The sequence below is a fragment of the Bacillus cereus genome (assembly GCF_002564555.1).
Taxonomy (GTDB): domain Bacteria; phylum Bacillota; class Bacilli; order Bacillales; family Bacillaceae_G; genus Bacillus_A; species Bacillus_A cereus_K.
Map to the genome: position 1 here is coordinate 105,422 of NZ_NUVD01000004.1, position 23,011 is coordinate 128,432.

Genomic DNA, 23,011 nt, shown 5'->3' on the forward strand with positions numbered 1-23,011 from the left:
TTATATGATCTAGCTTCAGCGGCTTGAATGAGCCGCTGAAGCTTTTATTTATTATTCAGAAGCTACGAATACTTTTTTAAATCCATTAATTGCTGCTGCAAATTTGTCGTCATCCGCAAGTTTCTTAGTTGTGCGGATTTCTTCTAATAAGTCAGTTGCATTTGAATCTAACCAAGCATGGAATTCTTCTTCGAAACGAGTGATATCTACTACTGGGATATCATCTAGGAATCCACGTGTTAAAGCGTAAAGAATAATAACTTGTTTCTCTACACGTAACGGTTTGTGTAATCCTTGTTTTAATACCTCAACTGTACGAGCACCACGGTTTAATTTCGCTTGTGTTGCTTTATCAAGGTCAGAACCGAACTGAGCGAACGCTTCTAACTCACGGTAAGATGCAAGGTCAAGACGAAGTGTACCTGATACTTTACTCATCGCTTTAATCTGAGCAGATCCACCAACACGAGATACAGAAGTACCCGCATCGATCGCTGGACGTACGCCAGAGAAGAATAGGTCAGATTGTAAGAAGATTTGTCCATCCGTAATCGAGATTACGTTTGTTGGGATGTAAGCTGATACGTCCCCTGCTTGTGTTTCGATGAAAGGTAGTGCAGTTAAAGAACCGCCGCCTCTTGCATCACTTAATTTTGCTGCACGCTCTAATAAGCGAGAATGTAGGTAGAATACATCCCCTGGATAAGCTTCACGACCTGGAGGACGACGTAATAGTAATGACAGCTCACGGTAAGCCGCTGCTTGTTTTGATAAGTCATCATATACTACTAATACGTGTTTACCATTGTACATGAACTCTTCACCCATTGTTACACCAGCATAAGCAGCTAGGTATAATAATGGAGCTGGTTGAGAAGCAGATGCAGTTACAACGATTGTGTAATCTAATGCACCGTGCTTACGTAGTGTTTCTACTACGTTACGTACAGTTGATTCTTTTTGTCCGATAGCTACATAGATACAAATCATATCTTCATCTTTTTGGTTGATGATTGTATCAAGTGCAACTGCTGTTTTACCTGTTTGACGGTCACCAATGATTAACTCACGTTGACCACGGCCAATTGGTACAAGAGCATCGATCGCTTTAATACCTGTTTGAAGTGGCTCATGAACAGATTTACGATCCATTACACCTGGTGCTGGACTTTCGATTGGACGAGTGTTTGTTGTATTGATTGGGCCTAAACCATCAACTGGTTGACCTAATGGGTTTACAACACGACCGATTAGTTCTTTTCCTACTGGTACTTGCATGATGCGACCAGTACGACGAACTTCGTCACCTTCACGGATTTCTGTGTAAGGTCCTAAAATAATGATACCTACGTTGTTTTCTTCTAAGTTTTGTGCTAGTCCCATAACGCCGTTAGAGAACTCTACAAGTTCACCAGCCATAACGTTATCAAGACCATGAGCACGCGCGATACCGTCACCAACTTGGATAACTGTACCAACATCACTAACTTCGATTTCAGACTGATAGTTCTCGATTTGTTGCTTTATCAGTGCGCTAATTTCCTCAGCTCTGATGCTCATGTGCTTCACCCCTATCTATTCTTCATTAATTCACGTTGAATACGTGCTAATTTGCCTTGTAAACTTCCGTCATAAATGCGATTTCCAATACGTACTTTAATGCCGCCTAGTAAATCTTCATCTACAACATTTTTCACGCGAATTGCATCTTTTCCCGTTTTCTTTGCAAATGCTTCTGCAATGTTAAGCTTCTCTTCTTCTGATAGAAGACGAATAGAATATACAGTTGCATCCGCTACGTTGCGTTCTTCATTAGCAAGAACAACATATTCATTTGCAATTTCAGGTAAGATATCAATGCGCTTGTTATCAATTAAAATATATAACGTATTTAAAATAGATTCAGAAACAGATCCGAATACGTTTGCAAGAAACGTTTTCTTCTGCTCTTTTGAAATGTTCGGTTGCGTTAAAAAGCTATGTAGTTCTCCGTTCTTTACATAAACGTTTTGTACAAGGCGTAATTCCTCTTCAAACATTTCTAATACGTGTTTTTCTTTTGCAATTTTAAAAAGAGCGACAGCATAACGTTTTGCTACAATCCCATTGCTCATCGCGCTTCTCCTACTTCTTTAATATAATCGCGAATTAACTTCACTTGATCTTCTTCTTTTAATTCTTTTTCAATTACTTTAGAAGCAATTTGAACAGATAAAGAAGCAACTTGTTCTTGTAAAGCAGCAATTGCTTGCTCTTTTTCGCGTTGAATTTCTTGTACAGCAGATGCTTTAATTGATTCTGCTTCTTCTTTCGCAGCAGCAACAATAACATCTTTTTGATCTACAGCTTGTTTTTTCGCTCTTTCGATTAACTCTTGTGCTTCAACACGCGATTGTTTTAACATCTCACGTTGTTCTTCTACTAATTTCTTCGCTTCAGCGTTACTTCTTTCTGCAGCGTCGATTTCATTAGTAACATGCTCTTCACGTTCTTTCATAATTCCCATTAAAGGACCCCACGCAAATTTGCGTAGCATTACTAATAGAAGTAAGAAAATGAACAATGTATAAGCAATCGTTCCAAATGGAATGGCAGCCCCTAATAATAAAGTTGGCACAAGGATTCACTCCCTTCAAAATATCTAAATTGATCATATGAAAAAAAAAGACATACGTTTCGTTCATAAAGCAATGGCGAAGAAAGTTCAAAAAACACTCTTCGCCATCTATGTAAGGGGAGTCTCCCTTATTTGTTCATTACGATGAAAGCAATAACTACACCGATGATTGGAAGTGCCTCAACTAAAGCAACCCCGATGAACATAATTGTTTGAAGTGCGCCTTTTAATTCTGGTTGACGAGCAACACCTTCGATTGTACGTGATACGATAAGACCGTTACCAATACCTGCACCTAATGCTGATAAACCAATTGCAATTGCAGCTGCGATTACACCTAAACTCATTTAATTTGTCCTCCTTTGTATTATAAAAAAATAAATTTTTTCTTACTTAAATTATATTAATGGTCATGGCTTACTTTATGAGCCATATAAACCATCGTTAACATTACGAAAATAAATGACTGGATTGATCCAACGAATACACTGAATCCCATCCATGCTAACATCGGTACAAGTGCACCTAATGCTCCAAGAGCTGATGCCCCGCCTAACTTAGCAAGTAATCCTAATAAGATCTCACCTGCATAAATGTTACCAAATAAACGAAGACCTAACGTTAATGTGTTAGCAAACTCCTCAATAACCTTTAATGGGAATAAGAATTTCATCGGTTGGAAATAACCTTTTACGTATTCTTTCGTACCCTTCATCTTAATTCCATAATAATGGGTGAGGGTAACTACCATCACGGCTAATGTTAATGTAACTGCTGGATCAGACGTTGGTGATCTCCACCATGCAATATGTTCGCCAGCCTCAACTGTTGAATACATGAATGGTAAACCAAGGAAGTTCGATACGATGATAAACATGATAAGCGTAACGCCAAGCGTTAAGAAGCGTCCACCTGTTTTCCAGTCCATCGTACTATTGATAATCCCTTTCACGAAATCAAACACCCATTCCATGAAGTTTTGCATCCCGGTTGGGCGAAGGGCTAAACTGCGAGTTCCTATAACAGCGATTAAGAAAACAATAACTGCTGCTACAGTAACCATCATAACTGATGACAAATCGAACGTTAAACCTAGAAATTCAACTAATTTACCGTGTTCCACTAGTAATTCACCTCTCTTCCCTGCTCGTATACTCTAAATAAAGAAAATCTATGATCATGACAAGGTATCCTGTCAGCAATCCTACACCTAAGCCCCACATCGCAATTAATTCTTGATATTTGGCTGCAAATAAAATCAATAATCCAATCGTGGCGAATCTTGAATATGTACTTACCGCTGTTGCTTTAAACTTCACGTTTTCTCCATTTGTTACGCGATCTAACAGCTTGTCTGTTCTACGTGCAATGATGCGCAAACTAAGAAAACTGAAAATCGTTCCGATAATCAGCCCAAGAAATACATCCTTGTAAGAGGTAAATCCCCATCCTAGCACTAGAAGCGCAAGCAAGTAGTACATATATTTCTTTTGTCTTTGGACAAGTCCATGTACGTCTATCATCATTGCTCTCCCGAATAGTAATGTCGAATGAGTCGAATCATTGCGTATACCCCTGTTCCTAATCCTAGTAATAAACCTATTATAAGAAACAATGGAAACGTTCCAACCTTATTATCAATCCATTGCCCCCCAAAGATTCCAATAAGAATAGAACCGACTAACTGAGCAAGAATTCCTGACATTAAAGCATAAGCTTTTATATGGCTGCGATCGTTTTTTTGCAAGGATTCATCCCTCCAATATGTAACCCTCATTCACGATGTGTTAATAATAACTCATTTTTCTGCATAAATTCTATACAAAATAAAAAGTTTACATTTTCGTCACGGAATAGATGCATTTTTGTCACTGAAAGCCCTACCATCTATCCCCGTTGTTAGCATACAATAGGGTATTAACAGTGTCAACGAGAAATCGTAAAAAATCAAAAAATTTGAGTATTAGTCATTTCCTCCCAAAAATGAAAACGTTCCCCTTCTAAATACTGGTTAGAGATATGCAATTTCTAACAGTTTTCTCTTTATAATAGAAGAAAATGTTCACAAGTTTGTCACTATTTTATTTTTAAGATATAGCGCTTTCCTTCCATATTATAGTGTTCCCTAGACGTAAGACTTCTATATTATATGTGATGTGTATGTAACTTATGTTGTATATACCCTGTATATTTATCTTCCCCTCCCCTGCACGTTCTGGGCAAAAAAAGACGAGAGGGGACTCCCCTCTCGTCTGTTGTCTTACTTCGTTCCGAATAAACGGTCACCAGCATCACCAAGACCTGGTACTACATATCCATGGTCATTTAATTTTTCATCTAATGCTGCTACATAAATATCAACATCAGGATGTTCTTCTTGTACTACTTTTACTCCTTCTGGAGCAGCTACGATACACATTAATTTAATTTGTTTCGCACCGCGCTTTTTCAGAGAATTAATTGCTTCAGCAGCAGAACCACCTGTCGCTAGCATCGGATCTAGTACGATGAAGTCACGCTCTTCTACATCCGTTGGAAGTTTCACATAGTATTCTACCGGTTGCAATGTTTCAGGGTCACGATATAAACCAACGTGTCCTACTTTTGCTGCTGGAATTAATTTCAGAATTCCATCAACCATTCCTAAACCTGCACGTAAAATCGGAATTAAACCGAGTTTTTTACCAGCGATCACTTTTGTTGTCGCTTTGCTTACAGGTGTTTCAATTTCAATGTCTTTAAGTGGAAGGTCGCGAGTAATTTCGAAAGCCATTAAACTTGCTACTTCGTCCACTAATTCACGAAAATCTTTCGTACCTGTATTCTTATCGCGAATATATGTAATCTTATGTTGAATTAACGGGTGATCAAATACATACAGTTTTCCCATGTGAATCTCTCCTTTAGATGATATTCATGCGTTTATACGCTTTTTTACACTATTTACGATTGTAAAGAAAACGCTACTAATATTCAAGGGCAAATTTGGAAAAATCATGATTTTGCATGAATCTATCTAGTATCTTTACCAATTATGGGAGCTGTATCCTTCATTATATCGCCAAAATTTATTCATCATTTGTATACATACTTAAAAAACAATATATGTCCAAGAAAAAAGACTGCCAAAACTATTACGTTTTAGCAGTCTCTTTCAATCTATTATAGGTCTGTATACATTGGGAATTTGCTCGTTAACGCTTCTACACGCTTACGCGCCTCTTCTAATGCAGCCTCATTCTCATGATTTTTTAATGTATAGGCAATAAGTGCCGCAATTTCATCCATTTCTTCTAATCCGAAACCACGAGATGTTACAGCCGCCGTACCGATACGTACACCGCTTGTTACAAATGGGCTTGCTGTTTCAAATGGAATTGTATTTTTGTTCACTGTAATACCAACTTCATCTAATACGTGCTCTGCTACTTTACCTGTGATTTCTAAGTTACGAACATCAATCAAGATTAAGTGATTGTCTGTTCCACCAGAAACAAGTGTAAGTCCTTCTTTTTGAAGGCCTTCAGCTAAACGGTTCGCATTATTAATGATATTTTGTGCATATGTTTTAAAATCATCTTGAAGTGCCTCACCAAACGCAACAGCTTTTGCAGCGATTACGTGCATAAGTGGGCCACCTTGAATACCAGGGAAGATTGATTTATCAATTTGTTTTGCAAATTGCTCTTCACATAAAATCATACCGCCACGTGGACCACGTAATGTTTTATGTGTTGTTGTTGTAACGAAATGTGCATGTGGTACTGGGTTTGGATGTAAACCTGCAGCTACTAAACCAGCGATATGTGCCATATCAACCATTAAGTATGCGCCCACTTCATCTGCAATCTCACGGAATCGTTTGAAATCGATAACACGAGGGTACGCACTCGCACCTGCAACGATTAATTTTGGTTTATGTTCTTTCGCTTTTGCTAATACATCATCGTAATTAATACGGTGAGAATCAGCATCCACGCCATATTCTACGAAATTATATTGTACTCCACTGAAGTTAACAGGGCTTCCGTGTGTTAAGTGACCACCATGAGATAAATTCATACCAAGTACTGTATCGCCTTGCTCTAAAATTGTGAAGTATACTGCCATGTTCGCTTGTGCACCAGAATGCGGCTGAACATTTACGTGCTCTGCGCCAAAAATTTCTTTCACGCGATCACGTGCGATATCTTCTACTACGTCTACGTGCTCACAGCCACCATAGTAACGTTTTCCAGGATATCCTTCAGCATACTTATTCGTTAAAACAGAACCTTGTGCTTCCATTACTGCTTCACTTACAAAGTTTTCTGAAGCAATTAACTCGATCTTTGAACGCTGTCTTCCTAGTTCTGCCTCAATTGCAGCAAATACCTTTTCATCTTGACGTTTTAAATGATCCACCAAAATCCCCCTTTTCTGAACGAATTACATCGATTCCCAATAGTTTTTTCTTATTTATTCAGAAAAAACGAAAATTCAGGTTGTAATTCTTTCGAACCTTCATGTTTTCAACTACATTCTAACATGACTTTCTATATCATAAAAGAAAAAAAAGACCGAAAATCGGTCTTTTCTTTCTTCTATTATAAAGTCAGACAACGTACCTTTTATCTTATAATAAAAAGCTGTTATAAGACTTCCTAATTTTTCATATTTAACGGCAAGTAATAGTTTCTTCTGCCGCCGCATAAACAGCACGTGCTCCACCAATTAGTTTTCCACGTGTTTTCGCCATTGTTACATGCGCATTTCCAATTTCCTTCACACTTGTACGAACCGGAACAGCTACATGCTTTAAATGCATACCGATAAATGTATCGCCAATATCCATTCCAGCATCCGCTTTAATAAATTCAACTACTACCGGATCTTTCAAATTATGATACGCATATGTTCCCAATGCACCACCTGCTGATCTAACAGGCGTAACTGTTACAATTTCAAATTGATATTTCATCGCTACATCTCTCTCAACTACTAAAGCACGGTTTAAATGCTCACAACATTGAAAAGCCAATTCGATACCTGTTTGCTCTTGAAATTGTTTTAACTCAGAAAAAATCGCTTCCGCTACTTCCATCGTCCCTGATGTTCCAATTCTTTCACCTAGCACTTCGCTCGTGCTACATCCCACTACAAAAATTTGACCACTTTGTAATGAAGCTTGCTCTTGGAAATCAGAAAGCGACATTTGTAGCTGTTCTCTTACCTTTACGATTTCTGTCATTACGCCTCTTCCTTTCACAGGTTGGTTCACCAAATTATATTTCATACTACTTATAGTTAGAATCTATTATTTTGTTTCGTACGTTTTAATTTTTCCTACACGGTTTTCGTGACGTCCACCTTCATAGTCAGTCGTTAACCAAATTTTTGCGATATCACGTGCTAAGCCAGCTCCAATTACACGCTCGCCCATTGCTAGCATGTTCGTGTCATTATGCTCTCTCGTCGCTTTCGCGCTGAAAGTATCATGAACTAATGCACAACGAATACCATTTACTTTGTTTGCTGCAATTGACATACCAATGCCTGTCCCACAAACTAAAATGCCACGATCTACTTCACCATTCGCTACCATTTCTGCTGCTGGAAACGCAAAATCAGGGTAATCAACAGAACCAGCTTCACATTCACAGCCTAAATCAATATATTCAATATTTAACTCTTCTAATAAACTTACAAGTTCTTTACGGATATTCATACCGCCGTGATCAGATGCTACTACTACTTTCATTTTTACCCCTCCAAAATTTCAATCCATTATCTTCATAATACAGTCCGCTACCTCAATAAAGCGAAATGTTCTCCAATATCGTATTATACACGAAACATCAACCTTCTGAATGTTTTTTCAATAAAGTTTGTACAAGACCTTCCATCTCTTTTAATGTTTCCTTATAAATAGAAAGAGAACCTCCAAACGGATCAGAAATATCCTTATTTACACCTTCAGCTACTCCATACAGTGTATACACTTTCTGTTCAATATTAGGATAATGCCCAAGTACAATTTCCTTATGATTTTCTGTCATTGTTACTACAATATCAGCCCAATCAAGCAACGTTTCATTTATCTGCTTTGAAGCATGATTAATTGAAATCCCTTTTTCAATCAGTGCTTCTTTCGCATAAACCGATGCATCGCTTCCAGGATAGGCGAAAACACCAGCAGATTGCACTTCAAACTTACCTTCTCCATGATGACGTAGTAACGCCTCAGCCATCGGACTACGGCATGTATTTCCAGTGCAAACAAATAACACTCGTTTCATCCAAACCCACCCCTTATATTGTATCTTTTCTCTTTAATAATAGCTTACATTAGAATAGAACAAAAGAAATGTGAATATACAAAAGGCGCATTTTTCTAAGAAAAATGCGCCTTTCCACATATATGTGAAACCCTATTTCCAAGTGCCCAGGGTATTTTAACATACCTACTAAACATACGATAAAAAATAAGGAATCCATTTCATATGAAACGGATTCCTTTTATACAACAATTATTTCATTGTAACTTTCATTACTTCTGTTGAACCTTTTGTAGCTGTTACGCCTATAGTTGTCTTAATAGACTCAGCCGCATCTGTGTTTGTAATAACGATTGGAGTAATTGTGCTTTTCGCTTTTTCACGAATTAATTCTAAGTCGAATGAGATTAATTTATCTCCAGCTTTTACAGCTTGGCCTTCAGAAACGTGAGCTTCGAAACCTTCGCCTTCCATTTTTACAGTTTCTAATCCAACATGGATTAAAATTTCTGTACCGTTTTTCGCTTTAATTCCAATAGCGTGTTTTGTGTGGAATAATTGTACGATTTCACCATCAACTGGAGATACAACTACACCTTCAGTAGGATCGATTGCAACACCGTCACCCATCATACGACCAGCGAATACTGGATCTGGTACTTCTTCAATATTTTTCACTGCTCCAGTTAATGGAGCTACGATTGTTTCTTCATTTGTTTTTGAACCAAGACCGAATAATTTTTTAAACATAGGATAGTCCTCCTTATAATTTACCTAAAAGTTTATAGGGCAATCCCTAGTAAAGATCGGGACACATGTAAGACTTCATACTTCGAATATTATACTGTAAAAACGCTTTCGAAATAAATTACGTCATTACTAATAGACTCTTATTGTATCGCTTCGTAAAATTCCAGTCAATTCTGATTGTCTGAATAACAATAAGAGGTTAACTTCTACTTGTATTCTCTCTTTTTTCACCTTACTTGTCTAGAAGTCTTTACTACATTTTGTTTTTTGTTGTTAATTTGTAAAATTTATTTAAAACTTTTTTCGAAAGTTACTTGACTAAAGTTAGTAACTATTTTATTATTACTTACATAAGATAAGTTAATAACTTTTAGGGGGTTTTAAAATGATGGATATCGGTCTTCTTATTATTCGTCTTATTATAGGAATTACATTCATGGGTCATGGTGCTCAAAAATTATTCGGTTGGTTCGGTGGTTACGGTTTAAAAGGAACAGGTGGCTGGATGGAGTCAATCGGTTTACGCCCTGGTGTATTTATGGCATTTATGGCTGGCGCAACTGAACTATTAGGTGGTTTCTTATTCGCATCCGGTATTTTCACTGCAATCGGTTCATTATTTATCGTCGGAACAATGTTAATGGCAATCTTCACTGTTCATGGGAAAAATGGTTACTGGGTAACACAAGACGGATTTGAATACAATTTAATACTAATCGCTGTTGCTATTGGTGTCGCTTTAATCGGACCTGGCGCATACGTTTTACTATAATATTTATCTTCATTTCGAGATATTCACAAAAGAAGAGATTACTTCAGTACAATTGAGGTAATCTCTTTTTTACATCGTTAAAAAAATATTATTTTCAGCAGGAGTTTCTCACTAGTATCTTGTAAACAAACAATAAGTATTCATATTTAGAAAGGAGATTACAAACATGTTATCCATTAACCCAAACGAACAAACTGAAAAAGATAATTATAAATTACTTACAGGGAGTATCATCCCTCGCCCCGTTGCATTCGTTACTTCTGTAACAAAAGACGGCGTATTAAATGGAGCACCATATAGTTATTTCAATATTGTTGCTGCTAATCCACCACTTATATCCGTTTCCGTACAACGAAAAGAAGGAAAACAAAAGGACACTTCTCGAAACGCAATTGAAAAGGGAGAATTTGTCGTACATATTTCTGATGAATCGTATATAGAGTCAATTAACGAAACAGCCGCTAATCTCCCGCCAAATGAGAGTGAAATTGAATTAGTAAAACTAACACAAATTGAAAGTGACGTCATCTCTGTTCCAGGTGTAAAAGAAGCAAACATTCGAATGGAATGCGTTTTAGAACGCGCAATTCCTCTTGGTGGAACAGAAGACTCACCCGCTTGCGATCTACTAATTGGACGCGTCGTTCGTTTCCACGTCGCAGAACATCTATACGAAAACGGCCGCATTCACGCAGAAGGACTAAAACCAGTAAGCCGCCTAGCAGGACACAACTACGCAAAACTAGGAGAACAATTTGAATTGGTGAGGCCAATTTAAAAGCGGAAGCGGCTCGTTCAGAATCGCAGGACATTGGAGCTCTCGACCTTGAAGCGCTTTTTGCTTCGAGTGAGAGAGCGAAATGACCGGAGATTCTAGCCGCTGGAGCTGGATCATACCTAAAAGCGGAAGCGACCCGTTCACTTCCATCACCTAAACATAAAATCCCCCGCTAAAAGCGGGGGATTTTTTCACTGTAATTCTTCCTTCTTTTCCTCTAAAGTAGGCGTTTTCTCTTTTTTTGGCTTCCCAAGCTTAATGACTAAGAAGTATAGAGAAAGCAATGTAATGAGAAAAACAATTAAAAATGGATACGGAGAGTAGAAGGTACGCGCTGCCTCAGTTTTCCCCGCAACAAACTTCAATGACTCAATATCTAAAAACTCGGCAAACATTTGTACACCGAGCATACTAAACCAAAAAACAAAAAAACTAATAATAATACCAAAAACTTGCTTCAATCTCGTCATTCATCTCATCCTTTCTATATCTGTAATTTTTAGTGCAATAAATATAGTACAAACAAAATATGCACAGAAAGGAACCATCTCACCATTCACAAATTAACTTAATCCAACCTAACATCGAAATTTGCAAAATAATACCCCAAATTATAAATCTTCTTAGCCATCGAGGAAAGAAGGTTAAAAACTTAACATACCATTCCAATAGCGTGTTCATAATTCCCTCCTACATAAAATTATATAGGAAAAAGGATATATAATCCAAATCCGACCAGAATGATACCACCTACTATCTCACCATATGTACCGAGCATACCTTTCGCATGTCTACCAATTAATAAACCAAACCACGCTAATAACATACTAATAATGCCGAACAATAATATCGTAATAATCGTCTGTGCTCCATAAATACCAAGACTAAGACCTACTGAAAAACTATCTATACTGACACCAAATGCAAATACAAATAAACTAATTCCTACAGGAGCCATTCTAGTCTCTTCGTTTTCTAAAATAGACGAATATACGATATAAAAGCCTAGCCCAATTAATAAAATAGCTCCTGCAAAATGTGCAACATCCCCAAATTTCTCTGATAGAAAACGTCCTAATACCATTCCGATAAAGGGCATAATAATATGAAATATCCCGATTGTCATACCAATATACAGGATTTGCCTCACCTTTAAAGCCATCATCCCCATACCTAGGCTCACCGAAAATGCATCCATACCTAAGGCAAATGCCATAATTATTAAAGGTACTAATTGTTCAAATGTCATTCATGTCCCTCCCCGGACGTGCTACTTCAAAATATGCTTATCCGAGGAGAAATATTCGGTTTGCTAACAGTACCTTATCATTCAGTAATAATATGATGTCCCGCTGCTTTTGTTAAACGATTCATAATTGCATTCCCTATTCCTTCATTTGGGAACGACTCACTAAAAATAACATCCACTTCACTTGCATCAAACGTTCTAAGTACATCATATAATTTAGTTGCAACGCTAGCCAAATCACTTCGAACACCACAAGATAGTACAACATCTGCGCTATACATATGCTGATACTCTTCTGTCGTTAATACACCTACTTTGAATCCTTCTTCCTTTTTCTTATCCACAAGATGCTGAATAAACTCACGTGAACCTTCAACAATACTCAGTGGAGCTTTGGGTGCATAATGTGTATATTTCATCCCAGGTGATTTCGGCTTTTCCTTCTCATCCTTTAAAGCCGGATCTAAAGAAACATTACCTATCACCGCTTCCAATTGTTCTTTCGTAATCCCACCTGGACGTAAAATTGTCGGAACCTTGCTCGTACAATCAATTACAGTCGATTCAACGCCTACTCCCGTTGCACCGCCATCAACAATACCTGCAATCTTCCCATTCAAATCTTCATATACGTGGGAAGCTAACGTTGGACTTGGACGCCCTGAACGATTCGCACTCGGTGCTGCAACTGGTACATTTGCCTCCTCAATAAGAGCAAGTGCTACTGGGTGATCGGGCATTCTTACCCCAACCGTTTTCAGCCCTGCTGTTACCTTCTCTGAAATACCTTCTTTTCTTGGCAAAATAATTGTTAATGGTCCTGGCCAAAAGTGCTCCATTAACTTCTCTGCCACCGGTGGAATTTCCTTTACTATCCCATCTAACTGCGTTTTTGTACCTATGTGGACAATAAGTGGATTATCACTTGGTCTCCCTTTCGCTTCAAAAATTTTCGCGATTGCTTCATCATTCATCGCGTTCGCACCTAGCCCATATACCGTTTCCGTAGGGAAGGCAATCGCTTCATTTTCCTTTAATAATCTTGCTGCTTCTTGTAACTGTGGATAATATTTTTTTCTTTCCACAACATTATCCACAACCCACATATTTGTATGCATTTTTTTCCACGTCCTTTTCTGCCTTTAAATACTTGTCTATTTTTAGTTTACTATGAGATTTATCCAAAAGACAAACAAGGTTTATCCACAAAATGTGGATAAACCCAATTAATCTGTGGATAACTTTGTGAATAGCTGACAATTTAGTATTATTGCATTTGGCTCTTTTATATTTTTACAAAAATGTTCTAACTGTTGAATCCCCTCTGGAACCTCATCTTTTTCTATAGTAGCAAACCCAAAAAACTGAAAGATCGTCATAGATTGTGGATGATTTGTTAGTAAGTATAATTGCTGAACACTTTTTTCTTTCATATACTGCAAAAACATTTCAAAAAAATATAAGAAAGTCTGTTTATCCACACCAGGTGTGAATAAACAAGAACGAATAAGCACATCTTTCTCATCTTGTTCATAACCAATTACGGCTCGTATTTCTTCCGCCTCTTCCAAAATCATAAATTGGGAGTACAACTCATTTATTTTATCATCTTTTTTATTAGCTTGTCCGAAAAATGCATGCAATCTTTCCACATCTGCTTTTGTAGCAAAATAAACCTTCTTCATAATAAATCCCTCCTCTTTTTTATATATGAGGAGAGATTTATTAATAGTACTATTTAGAGAATAAAGAGGTAAAAGCTTCGACGATAAACAATTTAACTTCAGGTTTTTCTTCTTCCTCTTCTACTTTTACATACTCATTTTGTTTTTCTTTCTTTTTCTCCACAGGCTTCTCCACTTTTTCCACAGTTTTTGTTTCTTCTTTACTTACAGGCTGTTCTTCGACTTTTGTTTCATTTTTTATCACTTTCTTTTCAGAATCCGTTACTTTTTTTACTACTTCCTTCTTTGCATCTTTCGTCTCCTTCACCTTATCCTCTTTTTTCTCTGGCGCATCTACTATCTCCTCTTCCGGTTGCTTCACTGTCTCCTCTTCAGGTGATTCAGCTTTCACAACATGTTCTTCTTTTCTTACAGCTGTACCACTCGAAAAATCTAAGAAACACATCGGTGGAAATAATACACACCACCAGTTCGCCCCTTCACCTTCACCAATTGTAATTAGTACTGCTTCATATTCTCCGGCTGGATAAATAAAATTCCCATATACCTTTGTAGGAAACTTTACATTCTTACTAAATTTCACTTGAAACGTCTCTTTACTTCCTTCTTTTTTCAATGTATTTGCAACTGTTTTTTCGATTTCTGGAATATGGCTTTGAATTACTTTTCGTGCCTCTTCAAATGAAGTTAAATCCGCTACCCATCCATCAATTTGCGCTTTTACTTCATCGCGTACTTTACGCTTTAACGCCTGATCTTTATCTGAATCACTATTAGCTAAAATTCGTAATCGAACGGCCTCTTTCGGAATAACAGAAGGCCCTTTCGCATCCGCTTTCATATATCCAAAATGCACAAGTAACTGTGCACCAATTAATAATAGAAGAAGATAAGCAATAACTTGTTTTTTCATTTCCTCCACCGTCCCCTCTAGAAACAGTGTGGACAGAGTTACTGCTTTCTAAACTATTAAATTCAAAATCTATATGAATTTTCCACAAAAAAAATAGAGTAAGGCTTAACCTTACTCCATCTCTGCAAATACCATACGATCTTTTCCATTAATATCAAGAACAATCTCAACGTTAGCATGCGGAAAAGTTTGTTGCAGCAGTGCCTTTACATCTTCACCTTGTCCTACTCCAATTTCAAACGCCACAATCGCTTTTTTCTGCAATACGCTCGGTAATTCTTCCATAAAACGACGATAGAAATCAAGTCCATCTTCGCCACCGACAAGAGCTCTTTTTGGTTCATGCTCTTTCACAACAGTAGAAAGACCACGCCAGTCCTCTTCTGGTATATATGGTGGATTAGAAACAACAATATCTAACTTTTGACCAGATTTATAAAATGGCGATAATAAATCACCATGATAGAATGTTACTTCTGCACCTAAAGCTTTTGCATTTTCTTTCGCAACGTCAATCGATTCCTGTGCAATATCTACTGTATACACATGAAGATCCTTATTTTCTAAAGCAAGCGTAATAGAAATTGCTCCACTACCTGTACCAATATCCGCTACATGCAGTTTCTCATTACCGAAATGGCGCTCAATTCTCTCTAATACACCCACTATAAGTTCTTCTGTTTCCGGTCTCGGTATTAATACTTCTTCATTCACAAAGAACGATCGTCCATAAAACATTTCATAGCCAATCATATATTGAATCGGAATACCTTCTACGTGCTTATTGATAACCTCTACAAAACTACTCTCCTGTTCCGCAGTGATTTCTTCACGCATATTCATGAGCAATCCTGTTCTATTCGTCTTTAATACATGACAAAGGACGATTTCTCCCGCATTTTCATCTCGTCCATTTTCCTGTAAAAAAGAAGAAGCCCATTTCAGGGCTTCATAGACACGCATTACTCAGCTGCCTCCATCTTTTGAGCCTGATCTTCCATCACTAAGGCATTGATGAAGTCATCTAACTTACCTTGTAAGATTTGATCTAGCTTTTGAATCGTTAAACCGATTCGATGGTCTGTAACACGGTTTTGCGGGAAATTATACGTACGAATACGCTCTGAACGATCACCTGTACCAACAGCTTGCTTACGGTTTTGATCATATTCAGCTTGCGCTTCTTGTCTAAATTTATCATAAACACGTGCACGTAATACTTTCATTGCTTTTTCTTTGTTCTTAATTTGTGACTTCTCGTCCTGACAAGATACAACTACACCAGTCGGTAAATGCGTTAAACGTACCGCTGACATTGTTGTATTAACACTTTGTCCACCAGGACCACTAGAAGCAAATGTATCAACACGAACATCTTTTTCATGAATAGTAATTTCTACTTCTTCTGCCTCTGGTAATACAGCTACAGTTGCTGTAGATGTATGAATACGTCCACCAGATTCCGTTTCAGGAACACGTTGTACACGGTGAGCACCATTCTCGAATTTCAGCTTCGCGAACGCACCTTTACCGTTAATCATAAAGATAATCTCTTTATATCCACCTAGTTCTGTATAGCTAGCCTCAATAATTTCAGTTTTCCAACCTTGTACCTCAGCATAACGGCTATACATACGGTATAAATCACCAGCGAATAAAGCTGCTTCATCACCGCCAGCAGCTCCACGAACCTCGACGATAACGTTCTTATCATCATTAGGATCTTTTGGAACAAGTAAAACTTTCAGACGCTCTGATAAAGTCTTCTCTTGACCTTCTAATTCAGAAACTTCCTCTTTTACCATGTCACGCATATCAGCATCTAACTTGTCTTCTAACATTGCTTTCGCATCTTTTAATTGCTCACGAGTATCTTTGTACTCACGGTACACCTCTACCGTTTCTTGTATATCAGATTGTTCCTTTGAATACTCACGAAGCTTATTTGTATCGCTAATAACCTCTGGGTCACTTAACAATTCATTTAACTTCTCATAACGATCTTCTACAGCTTGCAAACGATCTAACACATCATTCACCTCTACATCCTAGTATCTAATACAAATAGTATATGGTACTTACTCAAAAAAACGCAAATTATATTTAAAAGCGCAAGCGGCTCGCTCAGAATCGCAGGACACTTCAAACTCTCGACCTTGAAGCGCTTTTTGCTTCGAGCGAGAGAGTGAAATGGCCGGAGATTCTAGCCGCTGGAGCTAGATAATAAATTTAAAAGTGTAGGTGGCTCGTCCAGCTCTGACCAGCTAAGGTTCTTTCGCCCTAAAGGTGCTTTTTACCTTTCAAGCGGAAGGTTCTTAGATGCGAAGAGCTAGCCACCGGAACTAGATAATATTTAAAAGCGGAGCCGGCTCGCACCGCTCATTCTCTCTATTTTGAAAAAAACCCGCCCTACATAGCGAGTTTTACTTATCTTTGTTTGTAGGTACTGCATGACAATGACGACAACGTGGTTCATACGACTCTGAAGCCCCAACTAAAATGATCGGATCATCAAATGCCGCTGGTTCTCCATCAATTAGACGTTGCGTACGACTTGCTGGAGATCCACATTCAGAGCAAACTGCCTGCAATTTAGTTACATGTTCAGCAATCGCCATCAGCTGAGGAACTTGTCCAAATGGTAGACCACGGAAATCTTGGTCTAAACCAGCTACAATGACACGATAGCCACGATTTGCCAATATTTGCACCACTTCCACAATGTCCCCATCAAAAAATTGCACCTCATCGATTGCAATAACATCCATTTCTTCTGTTACATGGTTAAATATATCTTTTGAAGCTGAAACAGAAACCGCTTTAACCTTTGATCCATTATGTGATACAACATCTTCTTCACTATAACGATTATCAATACATGGTTTAAATACAATTGCATATTGTTTCGCAAATTGTGTACGTCGTATACGGCGGATGAGCTCTTCTGATTTTCCAGAAAACATACTCCCGCAAATCACTTCAATCCAACCATTTTGATTCATTAAGTACATTGAGCTCTCCTTTCATCTACTTTCCTAATCCAAAGTAGGGTAAAGGTTTAATATTTTCGCAAAAAAAACAGACAAGCGAATACATACACTTGCCTGTTTTATGTTCTTTATTACTTAATACCGTATTTCTTATTGAAGCGGTCAACACGTCCGTCTGCAGTAGCAAACTTCTGACGTCCAGTGTAGAATGGGTGAGAATCAGAACTGATCTCAATTTTTAGTAATGGATAAGTGTTACCATCTTCCCACTCAACAGTCTCGCTAGAGCCTTTAGTAGACCCGCTTAAGAATTTGAAGCCTGTGTTCGTGTCCATAAATACAACTTTATTGTAATTTGGATGGATTCCTGCTTTCATTCTTTTCATCTCCTTCCGCCCTGAATCATTTTCGAAACAGAGTTTTTCATCTTCAGCTGCTTGCACAACTATATTGATGAAACACATATGATGAAATTATAACAAGGCTAACTCCATTTTGCAACTACCTGTTTTTGTCTTTTTAAAAATTAAAAGCGAAAGCGGCTCGTTCAGAATCCAGGACACTTCAAGCTCTCGACCTTGAAGCGCTTTTCGCTTCGAGCGAGAGAGTGAAACGGCCGGAGATTCTAGCCGCTGGAACTGGATACCAACCTTAAAGTGGAGGCGGCTCGCTCAGCTCTGACTAGCTAAGGTCCTTCCATTTACTTCTCTCTTTAACATTACCTAAAAAACATAAAAAAACTCGCTTACTACCAAATAAGCGAGTCCCAATCTTTTCCCTTTACTTAGTTGTTACATATCTTTTCGAGTCTGCAACAATGTTTTGTAAAAATTCTTCATTTGTCTTCGTTTGACGAAGCTTGCGTAAGAAACTTTCAACAAAGTCTGGTGTATCGCGCATTGTTTTACGAATACCCCACAGCTTGTCTAAATGTTCTTTCGGAATTAATAGATCTTCTTTACGTGTACCAGAACGACGAATATCAATCGCCGGGAAGATACGACGCTCAGCTAACGAACGATCTAAGTGAAGTTCCATATTTCCAGTTCCTTTAAACTCCTCGTAAATAACATCGTCCATACGAGAACCTGTATCAACAAGCGCTGTTGCTAAAATCGTTAAACTACCACCTTCTTCAATATTACGCGCAGCTCCGAAGAAGCGCTTTGGTCTATGGAAGGCAGCCGGGTCGATACCACCCGATAATGTTCTACCACTTGGTGGAATAACAAGGTTGTAAGCTCGCGCTAAACGGGTAATACTATCCATTAAAATGATAACATCTTTTTTGTGCTCTACAAGACGCATTGCACGTTCTAACACAAGTTCAGCTACTTTAATATGATTTTCTGGCACTTCATCAAAAGTAGAACTTACAACATCTCCTTTAACAGAACGTTCAATGTCTGTTACTTCCTCTGGACGCTCATCAATTAAAAGGACAATTAATTCCGCTTCCGGATGATTTGTTGTAACACTGTGCGCGATTTCTTTTAATAGACTCGTTTTACCAGCCTTTGGAGGCGCAACAATTAAACCACGTTGTCCAAATCCAACTGGTGCGATTAAATCCATGATACGTGTCGGTAACTTTTTCGGTTCCGTTTCCAATTTCATTTGGCGATCTGGGTATAATGGTGTTAACGCAGGGAAATGTACACGCTCTTTTGCTGACTCTGGATCATCTCCGTTTACAGCTTCAACTTGTAATAATCCAAAATAGCGTTCATTTTCTTTCGGAGGTCGTACTTTACCAGAAACCTTATCTCCATTACGTAAATCGAAACGACGAATTTGCGAAGCTGAGATATAAATATCTTCTGAGCTTGGAGAATAGTTGATAGGACGTAGGAATCCAAATCCTTCTGATTGAATAATTTCTAATACGCCTTCCATGAAAAAGAAACCTTCTTTTTCTGCTCGAGCTTTTAAAATGGCGAAGATTAACTCTTTTTTCGTTAATTTGCTATAATACGAAATCTTAAATTCTTTCGCAAGCTCGTATAACTCTTTTAATTTCATGTTTTCTAATGCTGCAATTGACAAATTCATTCAGACACCACACTTTAATATTATTCTCTTTTTACATGGGTAAAGGGAAAAAATACGGAAGGCAAATAATTAATAATGAAAGGCAATAAGTTCAAGTAGGGTAATATTCACTATTGTAACCCTTTTATCTAGTTTTAATCAATACGTTGAAACACAAATACAAGAAGCGAAGACAAGAAAATTTGTCTTCGCTTTTTATATTTCTTTCTTTTTTCTACTCACCTGATTTTAAGGAAGAATAGATAAGACATTTCACTCTCTCGTTTGAAGCGCCCTGCGATTCTGAACGAGCTGCTTACGCTTTTTATTTAATCCAGCTTCAGCAGCTAGAATGGTCGGTGGCTTCACTTCTTCCTACGAGGCAAAAAGCGCCTCTACGTCAGAAGCTCCATCCCCCTCCCATTCTGAACGAGCTGCTTACGCTTTTTACTTAATAACCAAGTTTGGTTTTTTATTTAAGCTATGGCGTCCGTCTACAAAGCGTAATGTACCTGATTTCGCACGCATAACAAGGGAGTGTGTTGTTCCTACACTACCTTTAAATTGAACACCGCGTAATAATTCTCCATCTGTTACGCCTGTTGCTGCAAAGATTGCATCGTCGCCTTTTACTAAGTCTTCCATACGAAGTATGCGATTTATATCTTCAATGCCCATTCTTTTACAACGTTCTAATTCAGCTTCATCTTGTGGCAATAGTTTCCCCTGAATTTCTCCACCTAGACATTTTAATGCAACAGCTGCCAATACACCTTCAGGAGCTCCACCAGAACCGAATAAAATATCTACACCTGTACGATCAAATGCTGTATTGATTGCTCCAGCTACGTCTCCATCGTTAATCAATTTAATACGAGCACCCGCTTTACGAATTTCTTCGATAATCGCTTGATGACGTGGACGATTTAAAACTGTCGCTACAACATCTTCAATATCTTTATTCTTCGCTTTCGCAACTGCACGTAAGTTATCGATAATAGGTGCGTCAATATCAACTGTCCCAACTGCCTCTGGGCCAACCGCAATTTTATCCATGTACATGTCAGGAGCATGTAACAAATTACCGTGATCTGCAATTGCGATAACAGCAAGTGCATTCCACCCGCCAGCTGCTACGATGTTTGTCCCTTCTAAAGGATCAACCGCAACGTCTACGCGCGGACCATATCCTGTACCTAATTTCTCTCCGATATACAGCATTGGCGCTTCGTCCATTTCACCTTCACCAATTACAACTGTACCTTTCATCGGAACTGTATCAAATACATCACGCATAGCTGATGTTGCTGCACCGTCTGCTTCATCTTTTTTTCCGCGTCCCATCCAACGCGCTGATGATAATGCTGCAGCCTCTGTTACACGTACTAACTCCATAGATAAACTTCTTTCCACAATAATCCCTCTCCTTTAAGTCTGTAATATTTCTGCCGTATTTTTGTGAACGGTGTTTTTCTATATAGTGTACTTCCGCTAATGATGATTCTTCGCTCCCCATTAACGGAAGTATCACCACTTTAAGCGTTCTTCAATTCTTCAATCTCTTGCTTTGTCATTTGTTCTCGCCAAATGTTTGCACCAAGCCCTTTAAGCTTGTCTACTATATTTTCGTACCCTCGATCAATATGCTCAAGTCCCGTTACTTCTGTAATACCATCTGCCATTAAACCAGCAATAACAAGGGCTGCCCCAGCTCGTAAGTCACTCGCTTTTACCTTCGCACCTTGCAATAAAACAGGTCCAGTCACAATTGCCGAACGGCCTTCTACTTTAATTTGTGCATTCATACGACGTAATTCATCAATATGTTTGAAACGTGCCCCATAAATTGTATCTGTTACAACTCCCGTTCCGTGCGCCTTTGTTAAAAGCGTCGTAAACGGTTGCTGTAAATCTGTTGGGAAACCTGGATATACAAGCGTTTTTATGTCAACTACTTTCAACCTTCTATTACCATTCACTGTAATCTGGTCATCGTTCGTTTCAACTTGGACACCAGCTTCTCTTAGCTTCGCGGTAACTGATTCTAAATGCTGAGGAATAACATTATCAACTGTTACTTCTCCTCCTGATGCTGCACCTAAAATCATATACGTACCGGCTTCAATACGATCTGGAATGATAGTATGGTGACAACCGTGTAAAGAATCCACACCATCGATTCGGATTACATCTGTACCAGCACCTTTAATGCGCGCACCCATACTTGTTAACAGTGTAGCTACATCAATAATCTCTGGTTCTTTCGCAGCATTTTCAATAACAGTTCTACCTTTCGCTCGTACAGCCGCTAGCATAATATTAATCGTCGCCCCTACACTAACAACATCTAAATAAATACGTGCCCCGCGTAGTTCATCTGCTCTTAAATAAATAGCACCCTGTTCATTCGTAACATGTGCACCTAACGCTTCAAAACCTTTAATATGCTGATCAATCGGTCTCGGTCCTAAATGACATCCACCTGGAAGCCCAATAACAGCTTTTTTAAAACGGCCAAGCATCGCACCCATTAAATAATAAGAAGCGCGCAATTTTTTCACTTTCCCATTTGGTAAAGGCATTGCAACCATGTTGGAAGGATCGACTACCATCTCTTCCTCCTGTCCATAAGTTACTCTTCCTCCAATTTCCTCTAGTAAGTCTCCTAACATTTTCACATCCGAAATATTAGGGACACCACCAATAGTTACTGGAGTATCTGCTAAAATTGTCGCTGGAATTAGTGCAACAGCGCTGTTCTTTGCACCACTCACGCGAATTGTTCCATTTAAAGCTCTTCCGCCTTCAATTAGCAATTTTTCCATATTGAGCTCCCTTCTGTGAATGTATTTATCTTCTACTTCCCTATAAGAAGAATTAGAAGATTCCCCTTAAGAATCTCAATCACTCTTTCCACCCTAAAGCTCAATAAGTAGAAAACCATCACCTACAGTTCTCCTGTAGTATAA

General features: G+C 38.3%; 28 protein-coding genes. 2 read left to right on the forward strand and 26 right to left on the reverse strand.

Translation table 11 applies throughout. From position 1 onward, the window contains the following. Positions 1–51 precede the first annotated feature (51 nt). The 14 genes from atpA to COI75_RS01330 form a co-directional block, all read right to left on the reverse strand. Entirely contained in the window at positions 52–1,560 is a 1,509-nt protein-coding gene (gene atpA, locus COI75_RS01265; protein WP_000027511.1) for a F0F1 ATP synthase subunit alpha, read from the reverse strand. Positions 1,561–1,571: 11 nt separating this feature from the next. Continuing rightward, complete coding sequence (gene atpH / locus COI75_RS01270; RefSeq protein ID WP_000064685.1) at positions 1,572–2,114, reverse strand: F0F1 ATP synthase subunit delta; 543 nt, start codon at positions 2,112–2,114, stop codon at positions 1,572–1,574. Then, a complete protein-coding gene (atpF, locus tag COI75_RS01275) occupies positions 2,111–2,617 on the reverse strand; it encodes a F0F1 ATP synthase subunit B (protein WP_001142618.1) in 507 nt (168 codons plus the stop codon). The genes atpH and atpF overlap by 4 nt, the downstream gene beginning before the upstream one ends. 128 nt (positions 2,618–2,745) lie before the next feature. Next, positions 2,746–2,964, reverse strand: coding sequence for a F0F1 ATP synthase subunit C (gene atpE, locus COI75_RS01280; RefSeq protein WP_000052064.1), 219 nt, complete (start codon positions 2,962–2,964; stop codon positions 2,746–2,748). Between the two features lie 56 nt (positions 2,965–3,020). Continuing rightward, positions 3,021–3,740: a F0F1 ATP synthase subunit A gene (atpB, locus tag COI75_RS01285; protein WP_000399875.1), complete on the reverse strand. Its 720-nt coding sequence runs from the start codon at positions 3,738–3,740 to the stop codon at positions 3,021–3,023. A gap of 7 nt (positions 3,741–3,747) precedes the next feature. Further along, the gene (locus tag COI75_RS01290; protein ID WP_000567601.1) at positions 3,748–4,140 is read right to left on the reverse strand and encodes an ATP synthase subunit I; all 393 of its coding nucleotides are present in this window, start codon (positions 4,138–4,140) and stop codon (positions 3,748–3,750) included. Next, positions 4,140–4,364: an AtpZ/AtpI family protein gene (locus COI75_RS01295; RefSeq protein ID WP_001171219.1), complete on the reverse strand. Its 225-nt coding sequence runs from the start codon at positions 4,362–4,364 to the stop codon at positions 4,140–4,142. Before COI75_RS01295 ends, COI75_RS01290 begins: the two co-directional genes overlap by 1 nt. 26 nt (positions 4,365–4,390) lie before the next feature. Then, positions 4,391–4,504 carry a DUF4024 domain-containing protein gene (locus tag COI75_RS01300; RefSeq protein ID WP_000232963.1) on the reverse strand — a complete coding sequence of 38 codons (114 nt, stop codon included), beginning with the start codon at positions 4,502–4,504 and terminating at the stop codon, positions 4,391–4,393. A 373-nt stretch (positions 4,505–4,877) separates the two neighbouring features. After that, on the reverse strand, positions 4,878–5,507 hold the full coding sequence (gene upp, locus COI75_RS01305; RefSeq protein ID WP_000517536.1) for a uracil phosphoribosyltransferase: 630 nt from the start codon (positions 5,505–5,507) through the stop codon (positions 4,878–4,880). 272 nt (positions 5,508–5,779) lie between these two features. Next, positions 5,780–7,021, reverse strand: a complete 1,242-nt coding sequence (gene glyA / locus COI75_RS01310) for a serine hydroxymethyltransferase (protein WP_000349803.1) — start codon at positions 7,019–7,021, stop codon at positions 5,780–5,782. A 253-nt stretch (positions 7,022–7,274) separates the two neighbouring features. Beyond that, entirely contained in the window at positions 7,275–7,892 is a 618-nt protein-coding gene (locus tag COI75_RS01315; RefSeq protein WP_141530718.1) for a TIGR01440 family protein, read from the reverse strand. 21 nt (positions 7,893–7,913) lie between these two features. Next, positions 7,914–8,357: a ribose 5-phosphate isomerase B gene (gene rpiB / locus COI75_RS01320; protein WP_000869917.1), complete on the reverse strand. Its 444-nt coding sequence runs from the start codon at positions 8,355–8,357 to the stop codon at positions 7,914–7,916. Positions 8,358–8,454: 97 nt separating this feature from the next. After that, complete coding sequence (locus COI75_RS01325; protein WP_000832362.1) at positions 8,455–8,895, reverse strand: low molecular weight protein arginine phosphatase; 441 nt, start codon at positions 8,893–8,895, stop codon at positions 8,455–8,457. Between the two features lie 231 nt (positions 8,896–9,126). Next, positions 9,127–9,624, reverse strand: coding sequence for a PTS sugar transporter subunit IIA (locus COI75_RS01330; protein WP_000473664.1), 498 nt, complete (start codon positions 9,622–9,624; stop codon positions 9,127–9,129). Between the two features lie 385 nt (positions 9,625–10,009). Here COI75_RS01330 and COI75_RS01335 point away from each other — a divergent pair, with 385 nt between their 5' ends. Together COI75_RS01335 and COI75_RS01340 are read left to right on the forward strand one after the other, a co-directional pair. Beyond that, positions 10,010–10,396 (forward strand): DoxX family protein, encoded by a 387-nt coding sequence (locus COI75_RS01335; protein WP_000968693.1) that lies wholly within the window; start codon positions 10,010–10,012, stop codon positions 10,394–10,396. A 166-nt stretch (positions 10,397–10,562) separates the two neighbouring features. Further along, the gene (locus tag COI75_RS01340; protein WP_000949052.1) at positions 10,563–11,174 is read left to right on the forward strand and encodes a flavin reductase family protein; all 612 of its coding nucleotides are present in this window, start codon (positions 10,563–10,565) and stop codon (positions 11,172–11,174) included. Positions 11,175–11,365: 191 nt separating this feature from the next. Here COI75_RS01340 and COI75_RS01345 read toward each other — a convergent pair whose 3' ends face one another. From COI75_RS01345 to murA, 12 genes are all read right to left on the reverse strand, one after another. Further along, the gene (locus COI75_RS01345; RefSeq protein ID WP_000197484.1) at positions 11,366–11,644 is read right to left on the reverse strand and encodes a DUF3935 domain-containing protein; all 279 of its coding nucleotides are present in this window, start codon (positions 11,642–11,644) and stop codon (positions 11,366–11,368) included. A 230-nt stretch (positions 11,645–11,874) separates the two neighbouring features. Beyond that, the gene (locus COI75_RS01350) at positions 11,875–12,423 is read right to left on the reverse strand and encodes a manganese efflux pump MntP (protein WP_000142495.1); all 549 of its coding nucleotides are present in this window, start codon (positions 12,421–12,423) and stop codon (positions 11,875–11,877) included. Positions 12,424–12,500: 77 nt separating this feature from the next. Then, positions 12,501–13,541, reverse strand: coding sequence for an L-threonylcarbamoyladenylate synthase (locus tag COI75_RS01355; protein ID WP_000557364.1), 1,041 nt, complete (start codon positions 13,539–13,541; stop codon positions 12,501–12,503). Between the two features lie 108 nt (positions 13,542–13,649). Next, positions 13,650–14,108: a hypothetical protein gene (locus COI75_RS01360; protein WP_000758429.1), complete on the reverse strand. Its 459-nt coding sequence runs from the start codon at positions 14,106–14,108 to the stop codon at positions 13,650–13,652. A 49-nt stretch (positions 14,109–14,157) separates the two neighbouring features. Then, complete coding sequence (gene spoIIR, locus COI75_RS01365) at positions 14,158–15,021, reverse strand: stage II sporulation protein R (protein WP_000745074.1); 864 nt, start codon at positions 15,019–15,021, stop codon at positions 14,158–14,160. Between the two features lie 111 nt (positions 15,022–15,132). After that, on the reverse strand, positions 15,133–15,984 hold the full coding sequence (gene prmC, locus COI75_RS01370) for a peptide chain release factor N(5)-glutamine methyltransferase (RefSeq protein ID WP_001267037.1): 852 nt from the start codon (positions 15,982–15,984) through the stop codon (positions 15,133–15,135). Then, positions 15,984–17,051, reverse strand: coding sequence for a peptide chain release factor 1 (gene prfA, locus COI75_RS01375; protein WP_002095106.1), 1,068 nt, complete (start codon positions 17,049–17,051; stop codon positions 15,984–15,986). The genes prmC and prfA overlap by 1 nt, the downstream gene beginning before the upstream one ends. A gap of 393 nt (positions 17,052–17,444) precedes the next feature. After that, entirely contained in the window at positions 17,445–18,032 is a 588-nt protein-coding gene (locus tag COI75_RS01385) for a thymidine kinase (RefSeq protein ID WP_000281089.1), read from the reverse strand. Between the two features lie 110 nt (positions 18,033–18,142). Further along, a complete protein-coding gene (locus COI75_RS01390) occupies positions 18,143–18,388 on the reverse strand; it encodes a type B 50S ribosomal protein L31 (protein ID WP_000643447.1) in 246 nt (81 codons plus the stop codon). A 403-nt stretch (positions 18,389–18,791) separates the two neighbouring features. After that, positions 18,792–20,063 (reverse strand): transcription termination factor Rho, encoded by a 1,272-nt coding sequence (gene rho / locus COI75_RS01395; protein WP_001053899.1) that lies wholly within the window; start codon positions 20,061–20,063, stop codon positions 18,792–18,794. Positions 20,064–20,489: 426 nt separating this feature from the next. After that, positions 20,490–21,455 (reverse strand): class II fructose-bisphosphatase, encoded by a 966-nt coding sequence (gene glpX / locus COI75_RS01405; protein ID WP_000442345.1) that lies wholly within the window; start codon positions 21,453–21,455, stop codon positions 20,490–20,492. 122 nt (positions 21,456–21,577) lie between these two features. Continuing rightward, positions 21,578–22,867, reverse strand: coding sequence for a UDP-N-acetylglucosamine 1-carboxyvinyltransferase (gene murA / locus COI75_RS01410; protein ID WP_000413262.1), 1,290 nt, complete (start codon positions 22,865–22,867; stop codon positions 21,578–21,580). Between the last annotated feature and the right edge of the window lie 144 nt (positions 22,868–23,011).